This window comes from Streptomyces sp. SD31, assembly GCF_052068475.1.
Classification (GTDB): domain Bacteria; phylum Actinomycetota; class Actinomycetes; order Streptomycetales; family Streptomycetaceae; genus Streptomyces.
This window is the reverse complement of the sequence record NZ_JBQHCX010000003.1, coordinates 241,366-256,632: the sequence shown is the minus strand read 5'-3', so window position 1 is coordinate 256,632 and position 15,267 is coordinate 241,366. Positions and strand designations below refer to the sequence as shown.

General features: G+C 69.9%; 15 protein-coding genes and 1 pseudogene. 9 read left to right on the top strand and 7 right to left on the bottom strand.

Going from position 1 to position 15,267, the window contains the following annotated elements; all coding sequences use genetic code 11:
* Positions 1-44 precede the first annotated feature (44 nt).
* Positions 45-1,019 (bottom strand): DMT family transporter, encoded by a 975-nt coding sequence (locus ACTMVF_RS08590; protein ID WP_441270341.1) that lies wholly within the window; start codon positions 1,017-1,019, stop codon positions 45-47.
* On the opposite strand from ACTMVF_RS08590, the gene ACTMVF_RS08585 reads away from it, so the two are divergent.
* The gene (locus ACTMVF_RS08585) at positions 1,018-2,460 is read left to right on the top strand and encodes a PLP-dependent aminotransferase family protein (protein WP_441270340.1); all 1,443 of its coding nucleotides are present in this window, start codon (positions 1,018-1,020) and stop codon (positions 2,458-2,460) included. The genes ACTMVF_RS08590 and ACTMVF_RS08585 overlap by 2 nt on opposite strands.
* Here the strand turns inward: ACTMVF_RS08585 and ACTMVF_RS08580 are convergent.
* Complete coding sequence (locus tag ACTMVF_RS08580; RefSeq protein ID WP_441270339.1) at positions 2,457-3,077, bottom strand: DUF6461 domain-containing protein; 621 nt, start codon at positions 3,075-3,077, stop codon at positions 2,457-2,459. The two genes, ACTMVF_RS08585 and ACTMVF_RS08580, sit on opposite strands and share 4 nt — an antisense overlap.
* A 90-nt stretch (positions 3,078-3,167) precedes the next feature.
* On the opposite strand from ACTMVF_RS08580, the gene ACTMVF_RS08575 reads away from it, so the two are divergent.
* Together ACTMVF_RS08575 and ACTMVF_RS08570 are read left to right on the top strand one after the other, a co-directional pair.
* Complete coding sequence (locus ACTMVF_RS08575) at positions 3,168-3,602, top strand: GNAT family N-acetyltransferase (protein ID WP_441270338.1); 435 nt, start codon at positions 3,168-3,170, stop codon at positions 3,600-3,602.
* Between the two features lie 276 nt (positions 3,603-3,878).
* The gene (locus tag ACTMVF_RS08570; protein ID WP_441270337.1) at positions 3,879-4,472 is read left to right on the top strand and encodes a histidine phosphatase family protein; all 594 of its coding nucleotides are present in this window, start codon (positions 3,879-3,881) and stop codon (positions 4,470-4,472) included.
* Here the strand turns inward: ACTMVF_RS08570 and ACTMVF_RS08565 are convergent.
* The gene (locus tag ACTMVF_RS08565) at positions 4,454-4,897 is read right to left on the bottom strand and encodes a DUF6314 family protein (RefSeq protein ID WP_441270336.1); all 444 of its coding nucleotides are present in this window, start codon (positions 4,895-4,897) and stop codon (positions 4,454-4,456) included. The genes ACTMVF_RS08570 and ACTMVF_RS08565 overlap by 19 nt on opposite strands.
* A 159-nt stretch (positions 4,898-5,056) precedes the next feature.
* Between ACTMVF_RS08565 and ACTMVF_RS08560 the strand changes: the two genes are divergently transcribed.
* The 4 genes from ACTMVF_RS08560 to ACTMVF_RS08545 all read left to right on the top strand — a co-directional run bounded on the left by ACTMVF_RS08560 (position 5,057) and on the right by ACTMVF_RS08545 (position 10,451).
* Positions 5,057-7,540: an alpha-L-arabinofuranosidase C-terminal domain-containing protein gene (locus ACTMVF_RS08560; protein WP_441270335.1), complete on the top strand. Its 2,484-nt coding sequence runs from the start codon at positions 5,057-5,059 to the stop codon at positions 7,538-7,540.
* 146 nt (positions 7,541-7,686) lie between these two features.
* Positions 7,687-8,307, top strand: a complete 621-nt coding sequence (locus ACTMVF_RS08555; protein WP_441270334.1) for a TOPRIM nucleotidyl transferase/hydrolase domain-containing protein — start codon at positions 7,687-7,689, stop codon at positions 8,305-8,307.
* A gap of 239 nt (positions 8,308-8,546) precedes the next feature.
* Positions 8,547-9,584, top strand: coding sequence for a DUF2332 domain-containing protein (locus ACTMVF_RS08550; protein WP_441270333.1), 1,038 nt, complete (start codon positions 8,547-8,549; stop codon positions 9,582-9,584).
* A gap of 126 nt (positions 9,585-9,710) precedes the next feature.
* The gene (locus ACTMVF_RS08545; RefSeq protein WP_441270332.1) at positions 9,711-10,451 is read left to right on the top strand and encodes a VOC family protein; all 741 of its coding nucleotides are present in this window, start codon (positions 9,711-9,713) and stop codon (positions 10,449-10,451) included.
* Between the two features lie 107 nt (positions 10,452-10,558).
* Here ACTMVF_RS08545 and ACTMVF_RS08540 read toward each other — a convergent pair whose 3' ends face one another.
* Positions 10,559-11,134 carry a CGNR zinc finger domain-containing protein gene (locus ACTMVF_RS08540; protein ID WP_441270331.1) on the bottom strand — a complete coding sequence of 192 codons (576 nt, stop codon included), beginning with the start codon at positions 11,132-11,134 and terminating at the stop codon, positions 10,559-10,561.
* A 103-nt stretch (positions 11,135-11,237) separates the two neighbouring features.
* Between ACTMVF_RS08540 and ACTMVF_RS08535 the strand changes: the two genes are divergently transcribed.
* A complete protein-coding gene (locus ACTMVF_RS08535; RefSeq protein WP_441270330.1) occupies positions 11,238-12,410 on the top strand; it encodes an epoxide hydrolase family protein in 1,173 nt (390 codons plus the stop codon).
* A gap of 81 nt (positions 12,411-12,491) precedes the next feature.
* On the opposite strand, the pseudogene ACTMVF_RS08530 reads toward ACTMVF_RS08535, so the two are convergent.
* Together ACTMVF_RS08530 and ACTMVF_RS08525 are read right to left on the bottom strand one after the other, a co-directional pair.
* A pseudogene (locus tag ACTMVF_RS08530) lies at positions 12,492-12,719 on the bottom strand (helix-turn-helix domain-containing protein); the annotation flags it as partial.
* A 6-nt stretch (positions 12,720-12,725) separates the two neighbouring features.
* On the bottom strand, positions 12,726-13,394 hold the full coding sequence (locus ACTMVF_RS08525; RefSeq protein ID WP_441270329.1) for an HAD family hydrolase: 669 nt from the start codon (positions 13,392-13,394) through the stop codon (positions 12,726-12,728).
* A 121-nt stretch (positions 13,395-13,515) separates the two neighbouring features.
* On the opposite strand from ACTMVF_RS08525, the gene ACTMVF_RS08520 reads away from it, so the two are divergent.
* Positions 13,516-14,751, top strand: coding sequence for a serine hydrolase domain-containing protein (locus tag ACTMVF_RS08520; RefSeq protein WP_441270328.1), 1,236 nt, complete (start codon positions 13,516-13,518; stop codon positions 14,749-14,751).
* 65 nt (positions 14,752-14,816) lie between these two features.
* Here ACTMVF_RS08520 and ACTMVF_RS08515 read toward each other — a convergent pair whose 3' ends face one another.
* Positions 14,817-15,254, bottom strand: a complete 438-nt coding sequence (locus tag ACTMVF_RS08515; protein ID WP_441270327.1) for a glutaredoxin domain-containing protein — start codon at positions 15,252-15,254, stop codon at positions 14,817-14,819.
* Positions 15,255-15,267 lie beyond the last annotated feature (13 nt).

Here is a 15,267-nt window from a genome sequence, read left to right as displayed (position 1 = left end):
CTACGGCGTGGAGCGGTGGTTGGAAGTGGGTCGTCCGGGCCCGCTCAGCCACGCGCGCGCTGGGTCACGGCGATGCACACCAGCACCGCCGCGGCCGTCAGCGGGGCGGCCACTGTCAGGTGCTCGCCCAGCAGCAGCACCGACCACACCAGTGTGAGCAGGGGCTGGGCCAACTGCAACTGGCTGGCCTTCGGGATGCCGATGGCCGCCATGCCCCGGTACCAGACGACCAGCCCGAGGAACTGCGAGCCGGCCGCGACCCAGAGCAGTCCGGTCACGCCGTGCCAGGTCAGGTGCACGGGTTCGTACGACAGCGCCACCACGGCGGCCGGCACGCTCAGCGGCAGACACAGCACCAGCGCCCAGCCGATCACCTGCCAGCCCGGCATGACGCGGGCCAGCCGGCCGCCCTCGGTGTAGCCGGCCGCGCACACCAGCAGCGCCGCGAAGAGGTACAGGTCCGCCGTGGTCAGGGCGCCGCCGCTCTGCTGCACGGTGAAGGCGACCACCGCGGCCGCGCCCGCGAGCGCCGCCGTCCAGAAGGTGCGGGAGGGGCGGGTGCCGACGCGCAGAGCCGAGAACAGAGCGGTGGTGAGTGGGAGCAGGCCGACGACCACGGCGGCATGCGCGGTGGTGGACGTCTGGAGTGCGAGCGTGGTGAACAGGGGGAAGCCGAAGACCACTCCGCCGGCGACCACCGCGAGGCCCGCCCAGTGCCGGCGGGCGGGGAGCGGCACACGCAGGGCGAGCAGACAGCCGCCGGCGATCAGTGCGGCCAGCACGCTGCGCACGGCGACCAGGGACCAGGGGCCGAAGCCCTCCAGGCCCCAGGCGGTGGCGGGGAAGGTGAGGGAGAAGGCCGCGACACCGAGGGCGGCCTGGAGAGTGCCGCGGAGGGGCGTCCCGGCCGGGGCGGCCGGGACGGTCGGGGTGGCCGGCGGGGCGGTCGCGGCGCTTGGCGTGGCCGGGGTGCTGACTGCTATCGAGTTCGGAGCGGTAGCGCTATTCTCGGTTCCCATGCAAGAGCGTAGCAGTGTCGACGAACTGGCGAGTCAGCTGCGGCGGGAGCTGAACCGCTACTCTCCAGGTGGAAAGCTCCCGTCGAGCCGAGCCCTCGTCGAGCGGTTCCGGGTGAGCCCGGTGACCGTCTCCCGTGCCCTCGCGCAGCTGGCCGCCGAGGGGCTGGTGGTCACCCGGCCCGGCGCCGGAGCCTTCCGCGCCGAGCCGCACGCGCGGTCCGCTTCCGTGGTGGACACCTCCTGGCAGGAGGTGGCGCTCAGCGCGGACGCCGCCGCGGAACTCGTACCGCGCTCGGTGGACGCCTCCGGCGTGCTGGCCTCGCTCACGGCTCCGCCGCCCGGCGTGATCGAGTTCAACGGCGGTTATCTGCACCAGTCGCTGCAGCCGGAGCGGGCGATGGCCGCCGCGCTGTCACGGGCCGGCCGTCGTCCCGGGGCGTGGGGGAGACCGCCCATGGAGGGGCTGCCGGAGCTGCGGGAGTGGTTCGCGCGCGGCATCGGCGGGCCGGGCGGCGCCATCACGGCCGCTGAGGTGCTGATCACCGCGGGGGGCCAGTCGGCCCTGACGACCGCGCTGCGGGCCCTCGCCCCGCCGGGCGCGCCGGTGCTGGTCGAGTCGCCCACCTATCCGGGCATGCTGGCCATCGCCCGCGCGGCCGGTCTGCGCCCGGTCCCGGTGCCGGTCGACGCGGACGGTGTACGGCCGTCCCTGCTCGCCGACGCCTTCCGGGCGACCGGCGCCCGCGTCTTCGTCTGCCAGCCGCTGTTCCAGAACCCGACCGGCGCGATGCTCGCCCCGGACCGGCGCGGCGAGGTGCTGCGCATCGCGCGCGAGGCCGGTGCCTTCGTCGTCGAGGACGACTTCGTACGGCGGCTGGTGCACGAGGACGCGGGACCCCTGCCGCGTCCGCTGGCCGCCGATGACCCCGACGGTGTCGTCGTCCACGTCTCGTCCCTGACCAAGGCGACCTCACCGAGCTTCCGGCTGAGCGCGCTCGCCGCCCGTGGCCCGGTGCTGGAGCGGCTGCGCGCCATCCAGGTCGTCGACACCTTCTTCGTCCCCCGGCCCCTGCAGGAGGCCGCGCTCGAACTCGTGGGCTCACCCGCCTGGCCACGCCATCTGCGGGCGATCTCGGCCGAGTTGAAGACCCGCCGCGACGCGATGACGGCCGCCCTGCGCCTCGACCTCCCCGAACTCGTCCTCCCGCACATCCCGTCCGGCGGCTACCACCTGTGGCTCCGCCTGCCCGACGGAACCGACGAGTCCGCACTGACCTCCGCCGCCCTGCGCACGGGGGTCGCGATCGCCCCCGGCCGCCCGTACTTCAGCGCGGAACCGCCGGCCGGGCACGTGCGGCTGAGCTTCGCGGCGGTGGCGGGCGCGGGAGAGATCACGGAAGGGGTACGGCGGCTGCGGGCGGCTTGCGACGAGGTGCTCTAGCCGCGGGGTACCGGGGCGACGCCGCAGGTGAAGTGGGCGGACGCGAAGAGTTCCGGGGTGAGGCGTATGCCTGTGAGGCGGTCGGCCAGGGCGAAGGCGGCCTCCGTGTGCATGCTGTAGTCACGCTCGCGGCTCTCTCGGAGGTCGAAGCCCGACTCCCGCATCTCCGTGAGGAGTTCGTCGGCATGGCTGCCGTCGCGGGCGAACGGAAACAGTGGCTCGAAGTGCAGGCGCGTGTCGCCGTCCTCGAACCAGTAGAAGTGGTCCACCGCGTTGACATTGCGGAAGTGGGAGACCACCCGGCGTCCGCGCGAGAGCGGGAGCGCGACCTCCGTCGTGATCCCCAGAAAGCCGTTGAACTCGACCATCAGCGACCAGTCGCCGACGGCCGTGACGCCGACGAACAAGCTGTCGCCCTCCCAGTGGTCCCATGCGTCGAAACAGGGCTCGTTCAAAGCGTCCACGCCGGTGAGGCCGGGTTCCGGCTCGGCCTTCAACTCCGTCAGGAGAGCCTCGGGGGTGAGTCCGGCCACCAGCGTGACGCAGTAGGCCTCCATCAGATGCCCGTACTGCTCGTCGAGCCACGCATAGTCCGCGGCAGTCGTCTTCCCAGTCATGTCCGCAGCATCGCACCCGCCACTGACAATGCCCCGCCCACCAGGGAAAACCGCTCGACGTCGCCGCCCTCGGCCTGCGAATCTCGTCGCATGACCGACACCCCGCCCCTCGCCGACGGCTACGAGATCTCGACCGACCCCCACCGCATCGACGCGGAGCGCGTGCACCGGTGGCTGTCCACCGACGCGTACTGGGCGCTCGGGCGGGCGCGGGAGAAGCAGGACCGGGCGATCGAGGGTTCGCTGAACTTCGGGGTGTACGAGACGGTTTCGGGGGAGCAGGTGGCGTATGCCCGGGTCGTCACCGACCGGGCGACCTTCGCGTGGCTGTGTGACGTGTACGTCGACCCGTCGGTGCGCGGCAAGGGGATCGGGACGGCGCTCGTCGGGGCCGTACGCGAGGAGCTGATGCCGTACGGGCTGAAGCGGATGCTGCTCGCCACGTACGACGCCCACGGGGTCTACGAGAAGCTCGGGTTCGCGCCGCTGGAGAAGCCGGACCAATGGATGGCGCTCTACTTCTAGTTGCCGCTTCTTCTTGTCCTCAGCCGCGTCTCGATGCCTCCGGCAGCCGCGTCTCCACGCCTCCGGCAGCCGCGTCTCCACGCCTCCGGCAGCCGCGTCTCCACGCCTCCGGCAGCCGCGCCTCCTTGCCTCCGGCGGCTGTACTTGAATGTCCAACAGCCGTTTTCCCGCGACTTGTCCGCCTGATCCTGACCCCGCAGTAAGGTTTCGTCCACCCTCGGTCACGTCTGCACAACACCTATTGACCTGCGCACTTTCGCGACACACCATCGCCGCATGTCACTTCGGGTCACGTTCGTCGCCGCCGCGCGCAGCTCCCCGCTGCTCGCCGAGCGCTTCGAGGACGACCGGCCGCTGGACCAGGCCGGCTGGGACGAGGTGCAGCGCGTCGCGCACGACCTGCTGCCGCTGGCGGCGGCCGAGCTGCGCTACTGCTCGCCGACCCCGCGCAGCCGCGCCACCGGCGACGCCCTCGGCTACTCCCCGCTGGTGCAACTCGCCCTGCGCGACTGTGACATGGGCCGCTGGCGCGGGCTCACGCTCGGCGAGGCGATGGCCCGGGAACCCGAGGCGGTGGACGCCTGGCTGGCCGACCCGCGCGGCACACCGCACGGCGGCGAGTCGCTGCTCGCGTTCATCGCCCGCGTCGGCGGCTGGCTGGACACCCGGCCCGTGGAGGACGGCGGCCGTATCGTCGCCGTGGCCGAACCGTCCGTGATCCGTGCCGCCCTGGTCTACGCGCTGAAGGCGCCGCCCGCCACGTACTGGAACATCGATGTACGCCCGCTGTCGACGACCACCGTGACCGGCCGCGCCGGCCGCTGGTACCTCCGTTTCGACGGGGCGCCGGCTCAGCCCTCGCGGGCGTAGTCGGTGGTGAGGACGAGGTCCTTGGCCGGGCCGCGCACCCGCCACACCGTCCGCCAGTGGTCCTCGTCGAGGACGCTGAACTCGCCCCGGTAGAGGTCCGCCGAGCACGGGTGATCGGCGGTGTACCGCCCGGACGTCAGGTCCAGGTCGTGGAAGGGCCGCCCGTCGGCGAACCGTACGTCCGCCGTGCCGCGCCCGGCGCCGGGCAGGAAACGTAGCGTCCGCTCGGCGGGCCGCTGCACGCCCTGCCACGCGAACGTGCCCGACTCGTGATGCAGCAGTCCGCCGCCCTCCAGCGGGCCGAAGACCGTCGTACCGGAGAACTCTCCGGCCGCCCCGTCGGCGAGGTCCCGTACGGACCGCTCGACCCGCCAACTCCCGGCCAGATACGTCAGTGCATCCGGTACTGGCCAGAACTCGCCCATCCGTCCTCCTCCGGTCCTTTTGGCCCTTCCGGCTCTTCCGGCTCTTCCGACACTTTCGATGCCGCGCGACCTGTTGACGCAGGTGGATCCCCTCCCTATCTTGCCGTTCGAAGTGCTGATCAACGTCTGATATTTCGAACATCGAGCCGCGGAGTATCCATGTCACGCACGCGCACCCGTTGGAGACTGGGTCTGACGGCGACCGCCTTCCTGGTGGCCGCCGGTCTCCTCCCGGCCCCCGCCCACGCCGAGGACGTCACCGACTACGCCATCACCGTCGACCCCGCCACCAAGGGCGCGAAGATCGACGACACGATGTACGGCGTCTTCTTCGAGGACATCAACCGGGCCGCGGACGGCGGTCTGTACGCCGAGCTCGTACAGAACCGGTCCTTCGAGTACTCCACGGACGACAACCAGTCGTACACGCCCCTCACCTCCTGGACGGTCGACGGCACCGCACAGGTCGTGAACGACGGCGGCCGGCTCAACGAGCGCAACCGCAACTACCTCTCCCTGGGCGCCGGTTCGTCCGTCACGAACGCCGGCTACAACACCGGCATCCGAGTCGAGGCGGGCAAGAAGTACGACTTCTCGGTGTGGGCCCGCGCCGAGAGCGGTACGACCCTGACCGTCTCGTTGCAGGACGCCGACGGCACTCTCGCCACCGCTCGCCAGGTGGCCGTGACCAAGAGCGGCTGGGCCAAGTACACCGCCACCTTCACCGCGACCCGCGCCAGCAGCGACGGCCGTCTCACCGTCGGCTCCTCCGCCGCGGCCGCCCTCGACATGGTGTCCCTGTTCCCGCGCGACACCTACAAGAACCAGCCCAACGGCCTGCGCAAGGACCTCGCCGAGAAGGTCGCGGCCCTCCACCCCGGCTTCCTGCGCTTCCCCGGCGGCTGCCTGGTCAACACGGGCTCCATGGAGGACTACAGCGAGTCCTCGAACTGGCAGCGCAAGCGCTCCTACCAGTGGAAGGACACCATCGGCCCCGTCGAGGAGCGCGCCACCAACGCCAACTTCTGGGGCTACAACCAGTCCTACGGCCTCGGCTACTACGAGTACTTCCGCTTCGCCGAGGACATCGGCGCCATGCCGCTGCCCGTCGTCCCGGCCCTGGTGACCGGCTGCGGCCAGAACAAGGCCGTCGACGACGAGGCCCTGCTCAAGCGGCACATCCAGGACGCCCTCGACCTCATCGAGTTCGCCAACGGTCCGGTGACCTCGACCTGGGGCAAGAAGCGGGCCCAGATGGGCCACCCGAAGCCCTTCCACCTCACGCACATCGGGGTCGGCAACGAGGAGAACCTGCCGGTCGAGTTCATGGCCCGGTTCAAGCAGTTCCGCGCCGCCATCGAGGCGAAGCACCCCGACATCACCGTCGTCTCCAACTCCGGTCCGGACGACGCGGGTCAGACCTTCGACACGGCCTGGCAGCTCAACCGTGAGAACAAGGTCGACATGGTCGACGAGCACTACTACAACAGCCCGCAGTGGTTCCTGCAGAACAACGACCGCTACGACTCCTACGACCGCAGCGGCCCGAAGGTCTTCCTCGGCGAGTACGCCTCCTGGGGCAACGCCTTCAAGAACGGCCTCGCCGAAGCCGCGTTCATGACCGGCCTGGAGCGCAACGCGGACGTCGTCAAACTGGCCTCGTACGCACCGCTGTTCGCCAACGAGGACTATGTGCAGTGGAGCCCCGACATGGTGTGGTTCAACAACCACGCCTCCTGGAACTCCGCCAACTACGAGGTCCAGAAGCTGTTCATGAACAACGTCGGCGACCGGGTGGTGCCCTCGAAGGCCACCGGAACGCCGTCGCTGATGGGCCCGATCGCCGGAGCCGTCGGCCTGTCGACGTGGGCGACCAGTGCGTCGTACGACGATGTGCTGGTCACGGACGCGGACGGCAAGACGCTGCTCAGCGACGACTTCTCCGGTGACGCGGCGAAGTGGACGCACACCGGCGGCGGCAGCTGGAGCATCCAGGACGGGCAGTACGTCCAGACGGACGCGGCCGCCGAGAACACGATGGTCTCGGCCGGCGACCCGACCTGGCACGACTACGACCTGCACGCGAAGGCCACCAAGAAGTCCGGCAAGGAGGGCTTCCTCGTCGCCTTCGGCGTCAAGGACACCGGCAACTACTACTGGTGGAACCTGGGCGGCTGGAACAACACCCAGTCCGCCGTCGAGCAGGCCGTGGACGGCGGCAAGTCGACGCTGATCTCCAAGGCCGGAACGATCGAGACGGGCCGCACCTACGACATCGACATCAAGGTGCGCGGCCGCCAGGTCACCCTGTACCTCGACGGCCAGGAGTGGGGCAGCTTCACCGACGACAAGCCGGCCGAGCCGTTCCGCCAGGTCGTCACCAAGGACGCGAAGACGGGTGACCTGATCGTCAAGGTCGTCAACGCCCAGTCGGCGGCGGCCCGTACGGCGATCGACCTGGGTGGCGCGAAGGTCGCGTCCAAGGCGAGGGTGACGACCCTGTCCGCCGACCCGAGCGCCGTGAACAGCGAGACGGAGACGCCGGTCGCGCCGGTGACGTCCAGCTTCTCGGGGGTCGCGGACAAGTTCACGTACACCTTCCCGGCGAACTCGATCACCTTCCTGCGGATCAAGCAGAGGTAGCCGGATCGGTGCGGGTCGCTGTCCGAGTGGCAGCGGCCCGCGCCTTCGCGTGCGGACGACAGCACTTCAACGGGGCGCCGCGCAGGTCGCGCGGGGGCGTCCCCATAGTGCGTGCCGTGTCGTCGGTGGACGGGCAGACTCGCTCCATGGCGGACATGCGAGCGTTCCGGGACGAGGTCCGTGGCTGGGCGGCCGGTGGTCCCGGCGGGGCGGCGAGTGACCTGGCCGCGCGGCTGGGGGTGCGGACGGTGGTGCTGCTGGAGGGGCCGAGTGACCTCGCGGCAGTGGAGGCGCTGGCCGCACGGCGTGGCCGGGACCTGGCCGCCGAGGGGGTGTGCGTCGTGCCGATGGGCGGGGCGATGAGCGTCGGCCGCTACGCCGGACTCCTCGGGCCGTCCGGCCTCGGCCTGCGCCTGGCAGGACTGTGCGACGAGGGCGAGCAGCGCTTCTACGACCGCGCCCTGAAGCGTGTCCGGGCGGCGTCGCACGGGGCGTTCTTCGTGTGCGTGCGGGACCTCGAGGACGAGCTGATCCGCGCGCTGGGCACGGCAAGGGTCGAGGAGATCGTCCGGACCGAGGGCGACCTGCGTGCCTGGCAGACCTTCCTGCGCCAGCCCGCACAGGACGGCCGGCCCCGGCAGCAGCAGCTGCGGCGCTTCCTCGGCACGAAGAAGGGCCGCAAGATCCGCTACGGCCACCTCCTCGTCGACGCCCTGGAGCCCGAACAGGTACCGGCGCCTCTCGATGACCTCCTTGCGAGCCTGTGACGGGGCGGGGCCGGTGCCGGGGCCATGGTCGGCCCCTACGGGCAGTCCGCTGCGGCGGCGGCACGGACATCCCGCTCGGTGCCTGGAGGGGAGAGGCGTCGGTCGACTCGGTCGAGGATCTCGCGTGCTTTTGGGCCGAGTAAGGGCTGGGGGGCGTTCCCATGGCTAGGGTCGTCGGGGTGCCGACATCGACCGCAGGAAACCCCGTACCAGTGGGCAGGGCCCGCACACTCGCTCAGGTGTACCGACACTTCGGTGAGGTCGACGCCGCCGAGACATCACCGCTGTACGAGCGCGTCGCAGTCGCCCTGAGTGAGTCCGAGGAGGCGCTGCGCGCCATCGAGACGGCGCCTGCGCGCAAGCGGCACCCCACGATGATCCTCGCCGCGCTGCACGACCTCGCCCTGGCCGGACACGCCCCGGCGCTTGCCGCGGCCTATGCCGCCGCGGACGGCGAGGCCGCCGCCGACGCGGCCATCGACACGCTGCTGCGCATGACCGACTCGGTCGTGGCCATCGTCGTGCGTCGGAAGAAGCGGACCCACGAGAGCGGACGCTGCGCCGTGCTGTATCCGGCCATTGCCGAGGCGGCGCGCCGGGTGGGCGCGCATGCGGTCGGGCTGATCGACGTGGGCTGTTCGGCTGGGCTCAACCTCCATGTCGATGGCGTCGGCATCACGTACGGCAACGGACAATTGCTGGGCGACCCGTCATCTCCCGTGCAGCTGTCGTCGTCGATCGTGGGAGACCGGCCCGTCCCGACGCGGGCGATGCCCGAGGTCCTCGCCCGCGTCGGCGTCGGCCTCGATCCGGTCGACGTGACCGACGCGGACGACGCCCGGTGGCTGCGCGCCTGCCTATGGCCGGATCAGCAGGAGCGGGCCGCGAGGCTCGAAGCGGAGATGGCGTTGGCGGCCACGGCCCCGCCGCTGCTGCTGCGAGGTGACGCCGTCGAGGTGTTGCCCGACGCCTTCGCCCGGGTGCCCGCGGACGCCCTGCCTGTCGTCACCACGGCTTGGGCGCTGTCGCGCTTCCCTCTCGAGAGCCGCCTGCGCTTCCTGCACCGCCTCGACGAAGCGGCGGCCGGCCGGGCGGTGGCGTGGGTGTCGGCGGAGGGCGTGGGAGTCGCGCCGACGATACCGACCCTTGGCGATCGCCGCGCCTCCGGCCACAGCATCATCGGTCTGGCGGTGTTCGACGGGTCGGCTCTGCACGCCGAGGCCGTGGGTCGCTGCTGGTCGCAGGGCCGCTTGCTGGCGTGGCTGGCAGACTCCTAGCGTCCGGTCGGGGTCGAAGAGGTCGTCACCGCTCCCGCCTCGCACAAGAGCTCCGCCGCAGCGGCTGCGTCTCTGTTCGACGACGGTGCGGATGTCGTTGCGGAGCGGGTGCATAGGATCGCCGGCATGGCACTGCGACCTGTGATGGTGAACATCAAGGCTCTTGATCACTCGGCGCTCGGCCGGTTCTGGGCGGAGGCGCTCGGCTGGAGTGCTTACAGCCCCGGCGTGACGACCTACGTCGGACCCGCCGGCGGCCTCGTCTGGCCGGACCCGGTCGCCGTCGGCATCGACTTCGTTCCGGTCCCGGAACCCAAGACAACGACGAAGAACCGTGTGCACCTCGATCTCGCCACCACCTCCGCGGCCCATCAGGTGGAGTTGGTCGCACGCCTGAAGGCTCTCGGTGCGACGCCCGCCCACGTGGGCCAGGGCGACGTGCCGTGGACGGTACTCGCCGACCCGGAGGGCAACGAGTTCTGCGTGCTGGAGCCTCGGGAGATCTACCGGGACACCGGGCCGATCGCCGCGGTGGTGGTCGACTGCGCGGACCCGCGGGCCATGGCCCGGTTCTGGGGTGAGGCGATGGACTGGACCCTGCACGAGGTGACCGACGATCACGCGGTGTTCCGCTCCGCCAAGGGGGGCGGCCCGTATCTCGAGTTCCTCCGCATTCCCGACGTGAAGACCGTGCCGGACCGCGTCCATCTTGACCTGCTGCCGTACCCCGGGGACGACCAAGCAGCGGAGGCGGCCCGGCTGCGGACCCTCGGCGCCACCGACCTCGACCTGGGCCAGGGCGATGTCCCGTGGACGTGCCTGGCCGACCCGGAGGGCCACGAGTTCTGCGTCCTCGCCCCGTCCTGACGCAGAGCCTTGACGACACCCCGACACGTGAGCCTCGTGCGCTCATGCGCAGGCTGAACGTCGCCGATCAGGCGTGGGGCCACACTTGGGTGTACCGAGGGTAACGATCACTCCGCTGATCTGGGGTTCTTGCGCTGGTTGGCATGGAAGCGCGCCTTCTTCTGACGATTCCCGCACGTGTTCATGTCACACCATTTGCGGGTGCGACTTCGGCTGGTGTCGAAGAAGGCGGCTTGGCAGGTGGGTGATGCACACAACGCCAACTTTCCGTCTCGTTCGCCCGCGATGATGCTGATCGCATCGGCGGCGATCACGCTGAGGGCATCTTCCACGCAGGAAGCCGAGCTGAGCCGCCATTGCCGCTTGCCCTCGGCCGTCAGGATCGCTGCGGCCCGACCCCGGCCGCTGCAGTCATTGATGACTTGGACAGCGGATGCGGGGAGCGTGTCCTGGGTCGCGGCCGCTGTCGCGGCGGCGTGAATCGACTCCCGCAGTTCTCGAGCGAGGTCGAGCTGGGCCGTGGTGCAGGAGTCCACGGCGAGGTCGTTCACTGCCAGCCAGTCGATGAGTCGGTGCGGCGTGGGAATGCGCTCCACGGCGTTGCCATGACGCTCCGACAGAGTCCCCGTGAAGCTGGTCGCCAGCACGTTGCCGAGGCGGAAGTCAGGGAACCGGGCACGCATGGAACCACCTTAGCTGGTTGCACGTCGGCACGGAGACACGTTAGAACCGTCTTAGCCGGTTCGCGATGGGTCGTAGCCGGTTCCGCGATGGCCAGGAGGTCTCATGCCCCGTCTCACCAGCGACGTGCAAGCATTTGAAGCCCACGCAACTGACGCCGACCTCGACGATCTGCGCGCGCGACTGGCCGCGGCGCGACTACCGGAGGCCGAGACGGTCCATCGCGCCGCGCCCGACCCTCGCCGATGGGAACAGGGCGTTCCTCTCGCCGACCTCGTCGATGTCGTGAACTACTGGCGCACCGGGTACAGCTGGCGGTCGTTCGAAGAGCGCCTCGACCGGATCGGCCAGTTCCGCACGACCATCGATGATCTGGGAATCCACTTCCTGCACCGCCGATCCGCGCGCGCGGATGCCACTCCTCTGATCCTGACGCACGGCTGGCCGGGCAGCATTGCCGAGTTCATCGATGTAGTAGACGAGCTGGCAGATCCGAAAGACGCAGATGCGCCGGCGTTCCATGTCGTGGTCCCGTCGCTGCCAGGCTTTGGTTACAGCGACAAGCCGGCCACCACCGGGTGGGGAACCGAAAAGATCGCGGCCGCATGGGTGGAACTGATGGGAAGGCTCGGCTACAGCAAGTTCGCAGCCCACGGCGGCGACTGGGGAGGTGTGATCACCACGGTCCTCGGCGGCAGGTTCCCGGCGCACGTTCTCGGCATCCACACCACCACCGCGCAGGCACCGCCCGGGTTGACGACGGACGGGCTGACGGCGGCCGAGCGCAAATGGACCGAGGAAACCCGCGATTTCTGGCGCCACCGCGCGGCGTACGCGAAGCAGCAGGCGACCCGACCGCAGACCATCGGCTACTCGCTCGTCGACTCACCGGTCGGGCTTCTTGCCTGGATCCTCGACAAGTTCGCCGAGTGGTCGGACACCGAGGACAGCCCGTTCGAGACGATTTCCATAGACCGCGTTCTTGACGACGTCACCCTGTATTGGCTGACGCGGACCGGCGCATCGTCGGCCCGCATTTACTACGAAAGCCACAACTCGCTCGATCCCGAACTTCGGGTCGACGTCCCGTCGGCAATCAGTGTGTATCCCCGCGACATCGAGAAGTGTCCGCGCCCCTGGGCACAGGAGCGGTACCGACAGATCGTCCGATGGAGGTCACCCGGAACCGGGGGACATTTCCCGTCGCTGGAGGTTCCCGAGTATTTCGTCAAAGATCTGCAGGAGGGCCTCGCGGCAGTGCTGGCCGCTAATCGGTGAACGCGGCGGGGTGCCGGTGAGGACGTGCCGCAGGTCGTCGTAGTGTCGGCCGGCGCCGGGACGGGCCAGCTGACACCACGTAGAGACCCCGAACAATGGGGCGAGCCGGCGCATCGTCAAGTTGGTCCGCCAGTACGCCGCGACCAGCAGCGCCCGCTCTTCCAGGGAGAGGCCCCACGGCCGCCCCCTGCGAACCGCGTCTGCGCCCGCGCGCCGCAGCACGGTCACCAGCTTGGCGAACTGGCGCGGGTTGAGCCCGGTGAACGGGGCTATCCAGGACGACTCCGACGCCGTGATCACACCAGCCACACCTGATCATCCCATTCCGGCTGATCCCTCCAGCCGGGCGAAGGCGAGGATGTCGGGGACCGCTTCACGCAGGCTCGCGAAGTGACGGTGCACGCCGGCCACCGCAGCCGCGGTGTTGACGCCCCACACCGTCATGCCGGCCCGCAGCCCTGCTTCGACTCCGGAGGGGGCGTCCTCAATGACCAGGCAGTTCTCGGGCCGGACACCGAGCTGCTCGGCGGCCAACAGGTAGGGCACGGGCGAGGGTTTGCCTTCTTCCACTGCGGCGGCGTCCACGATGACGCGCGGGACCGGCAGGCCCGTCCGAGTAAATCGCCCGCGCACCCGGTGCTCGTAGTTGGAGGTCACGAGCGCCCACGCCCCCGACGGCAGGGTGCCCAGCAGCTGCGACGCGCCGTCGAAGGCCGCATAGACGCCGGACCGGACGTCCTCGTCCTCCAGTTCGTGCAGCGCAGCCAGGCACTCCCTTGGATCCTGGTCCGGAGCCACCTTGGCGAAGGTCTCCATCGGCCGCGTCCGCAGGGCCACCCGATAGACCTCAGTCGCGTCCAGTCCGTATCGACCCGCCCACTTTGCCCAGACCCCGCGCTGGTTGTCCACGGCGTCGATCAACGTGCCGTCGACGTCGAAGAGGACGCACTTCCTGGGGCCGGGCTGCACACGCTCACTTGTCACGCCATGATCATGCCAGGAGGACATGAAGATCAATTAGGGGACGGCCCTTAGGTCGTGGCCCCGACCCCTTTCCGGGACGTTCCCGATGGTGTGGTGATGGAGCACCTGGTCAGCTGTTCTCATGAGCCGTCAACAGTCCTCTCGTGGACTCCCCATCGCCCTTGCCGTCGCAGTCGTCGCCCTGGGAACGCTCACCGCCTCCACCGCCGCACCGGCCGGGCCACTCCACCATGCTCCGCCCCGATTACACCCGAACGCCCAGGCCGCGCACGCGAAGACCCAGGCCGTACTGAACGAGATCGTCGCGCAAGGCACCCCCGGCGTCATCGCCCGGATACAAGACGCGCGCGGTGTGTGGAATGGCCGGGCCGGTGTCGGTGACCTGGTCGCCGAGCGGCCGAGGAGCACCAGCGAGAAGTTCCGTATCGCCAGCGTGACCAAGACCTTCACCGCCACGGTGCTGCTCGGGCTCGAAGCCGAAGGCAGGATTTCGCTGGACGACAGCGTGGAGGAATGGCTGCCCGGGGTGGTGCGCGGCAAGGGCTACCGGCCCGGGAACATCACCGTGCGGCACTTGCTCAACCACACGAGCGGCATCTTCGACTACAACATGGACGACGGCTTCCGCACCCTGTACGCGGGGGACGAGTTCGACCGGAACCGCCACACCAGGTGGTCACCGAAAGAGCTGGTGGACATCGCGCTCGCCCACCCGCCCAACTTCCAGCCGGAGCAGGGCAGCAGGCCCGGCAGGCCCGGCAGGTGGGACTATTCCGACACCAACTACGTCCTCGCCGGCATGGTCGTCGAGAAGGCCACCGGCGACACCTACGCGCAGGCGGTCGAGCGTCTTGTCATCCGGCCGCTCGGCCTGCGCGGCACGAGTGTGCCGGGCACCTCGCCCCAACTGCCCGCACCACACGCGAGGCACTACTCCACGCTGTTCGAGGACGGGCCGGAGGTGAAAGTGCGCGACGTCACCGAGTTCAGCCCCACCGTCGCCTTCTCCGCCGGGCAGATGATCTCGACCGTCGGCGACGTGAACACCTTCCTGTCCAAGCTGCTGGCCGGTGAGCTGCTGCCGCCCGCCCAGCAGCGGCAGCTGCTCGACGCGATCCACGTCGACGGGGACAAGGGACACGGTGGTCCACAGGACCGCTACGGCCTCGGCATACGCCACTTCAAGCTCAAGCAGGACTGCTGGGCATGGGGCCACGGCGGCATGATCCCCGGCTCCGCGACCCGGACGCTCGCCTCGGCGGACGGCCGACGCGTCATGACCATGAACCGCAACGGCGACTGGGGCGAGCAGCGACTGGAGGACGCGGCCGTCGAGACCGAGTTCTGCGAGCTCTGAGCTTGTCTTTTAACCTCTGTGCGCTTGGGTCTGCGGGTGCCTCTCCGGTAGGGCGCGATGTCTGATCACGCGGAAGGGGAGAACTGTTCGCGCACCCATTCGGGATCGGGATTGGTGCGTGGCCGGCCCGCCACGACGACGGTCGGCACGGTCTCGTTGCCGTCGTTGGCTGCCCTCACCGCTGCGGCTCCTGCCGGGTCGCGCCAGATGTTGACCCAATGCAACTGGCGGGCACTGCGGCCCAACCGGATGCGCAGTCGTATGCAGTACTTGCAGCCCGGCCGCCAGAAGACGACCGGCCGGCCGTCGATCGCACTGCGGCGTTGTGCCTCTCGCGCACCGATCGACCCCGGGAAGATCAGGGGTGAGTTCACGCCGGCGAGCGCCAGGAACGCCAGCAGGAGTGCTGCGGCTGTGCCGGGGTTCCCCGTGAAGATCTGCCCAGTCGCGACGGCTGAGCCGCTGAGCACAAGCAGCATCGGCAGGATCCAAGCGCGCGTCATGGTGATGCAAGCT

Coding starts and splice junctions, on each gene's coding strand:
- ACTMVF_RS08590 (WP_441270341.1), bottom strand. CDS start 1,019: ATGGGAACCGAGAATAGCGCTACCGCTCCGAACTCGATAGCAGTCAGC.
- ACTMVF_RS08515 (WP_441270327.1), bottom strand. CDS start 15,254: ATGACGCGCGCTTGGATCCTGCCGATGCTGCTTGTGCTCAGCGGCTCA.
- ACTMVF_RS08555 (WP_441270334.1), top strand. CDS start 7,687: ATGGCGGACATGCGAGCGTTCCGGGACGAGGTCCGTGGCTGGGCGGCC.
- ACTMVF_RS08565 (WP_441270336.1), bottom strand. CDS start 4,897: ATGGGCGAGTTCTGGCCAGTACCGGATGCACTGACGTATCTGGCCGGG.
- ACTMVF_RS08540 (WP_441270331.1), bottom strand. CDS start 11,134: ATGCGTGCCCGGTTCCCTGACTTCCGCCTCGGCAACGTGCTGGCGACC.
- ACTMVF_RS08560 (WP_441270335.1), top strand. CDS start 5,057: ATGTCACGCACGCGCACCCGTTGGAGACTGGGTCTGACGGCGACCGCC.
- ACTMVF_RS08520 (WP_441270328.1), top strand. CDS start 13,516: ATGAGCCGTCAACAGTCCTCTCGTGGACTCCCCATCGCCCTTGCCGTC.
- ACTMVF_RS08580 (WP_441270339.1), bottom strand. CDS start 3,077: ATGACTGGGAAGACGACTGCCGCGGACTATGCGTGGCTCGACGAGCAG.
- ACTMVF_RS08535 (WP_441270330.1), top strand. CDS start 11,238: ATGCCCCGTCTCACCAGCGACGTGCAAGCATTTGAAGCCCACGCAACT.
- ACTMVF_RS08545 (WP_441270332.1), top strand. CDS start 9,711: ATGGCACTGCGACCTGTGATGGTGAACATCAAGGCTCTTGATCACTCG.
- ACTMVF_RS08570 (WP_441270337.1), top strand. CDS start 3,879: ATGTCACTTCGGGTCACGTTCGTCGCCGCCGCGCGCAGCTCCCCGCTG.
- ACTMVF_RS08585 (WP_441270340.1), top strand. CDS start 1,018: ATGCAAGAGCGTAGCAGTGTCGACGAACTGGCGAGTCAGCTGCGGCGG.
- ACTMVF_RS08575 (WP_441270338.1), top strand. CDS start 3,168: ATGACCGACACCCCGCCCCTCGCCGACGGCTACGAGATCTCGACCGAC.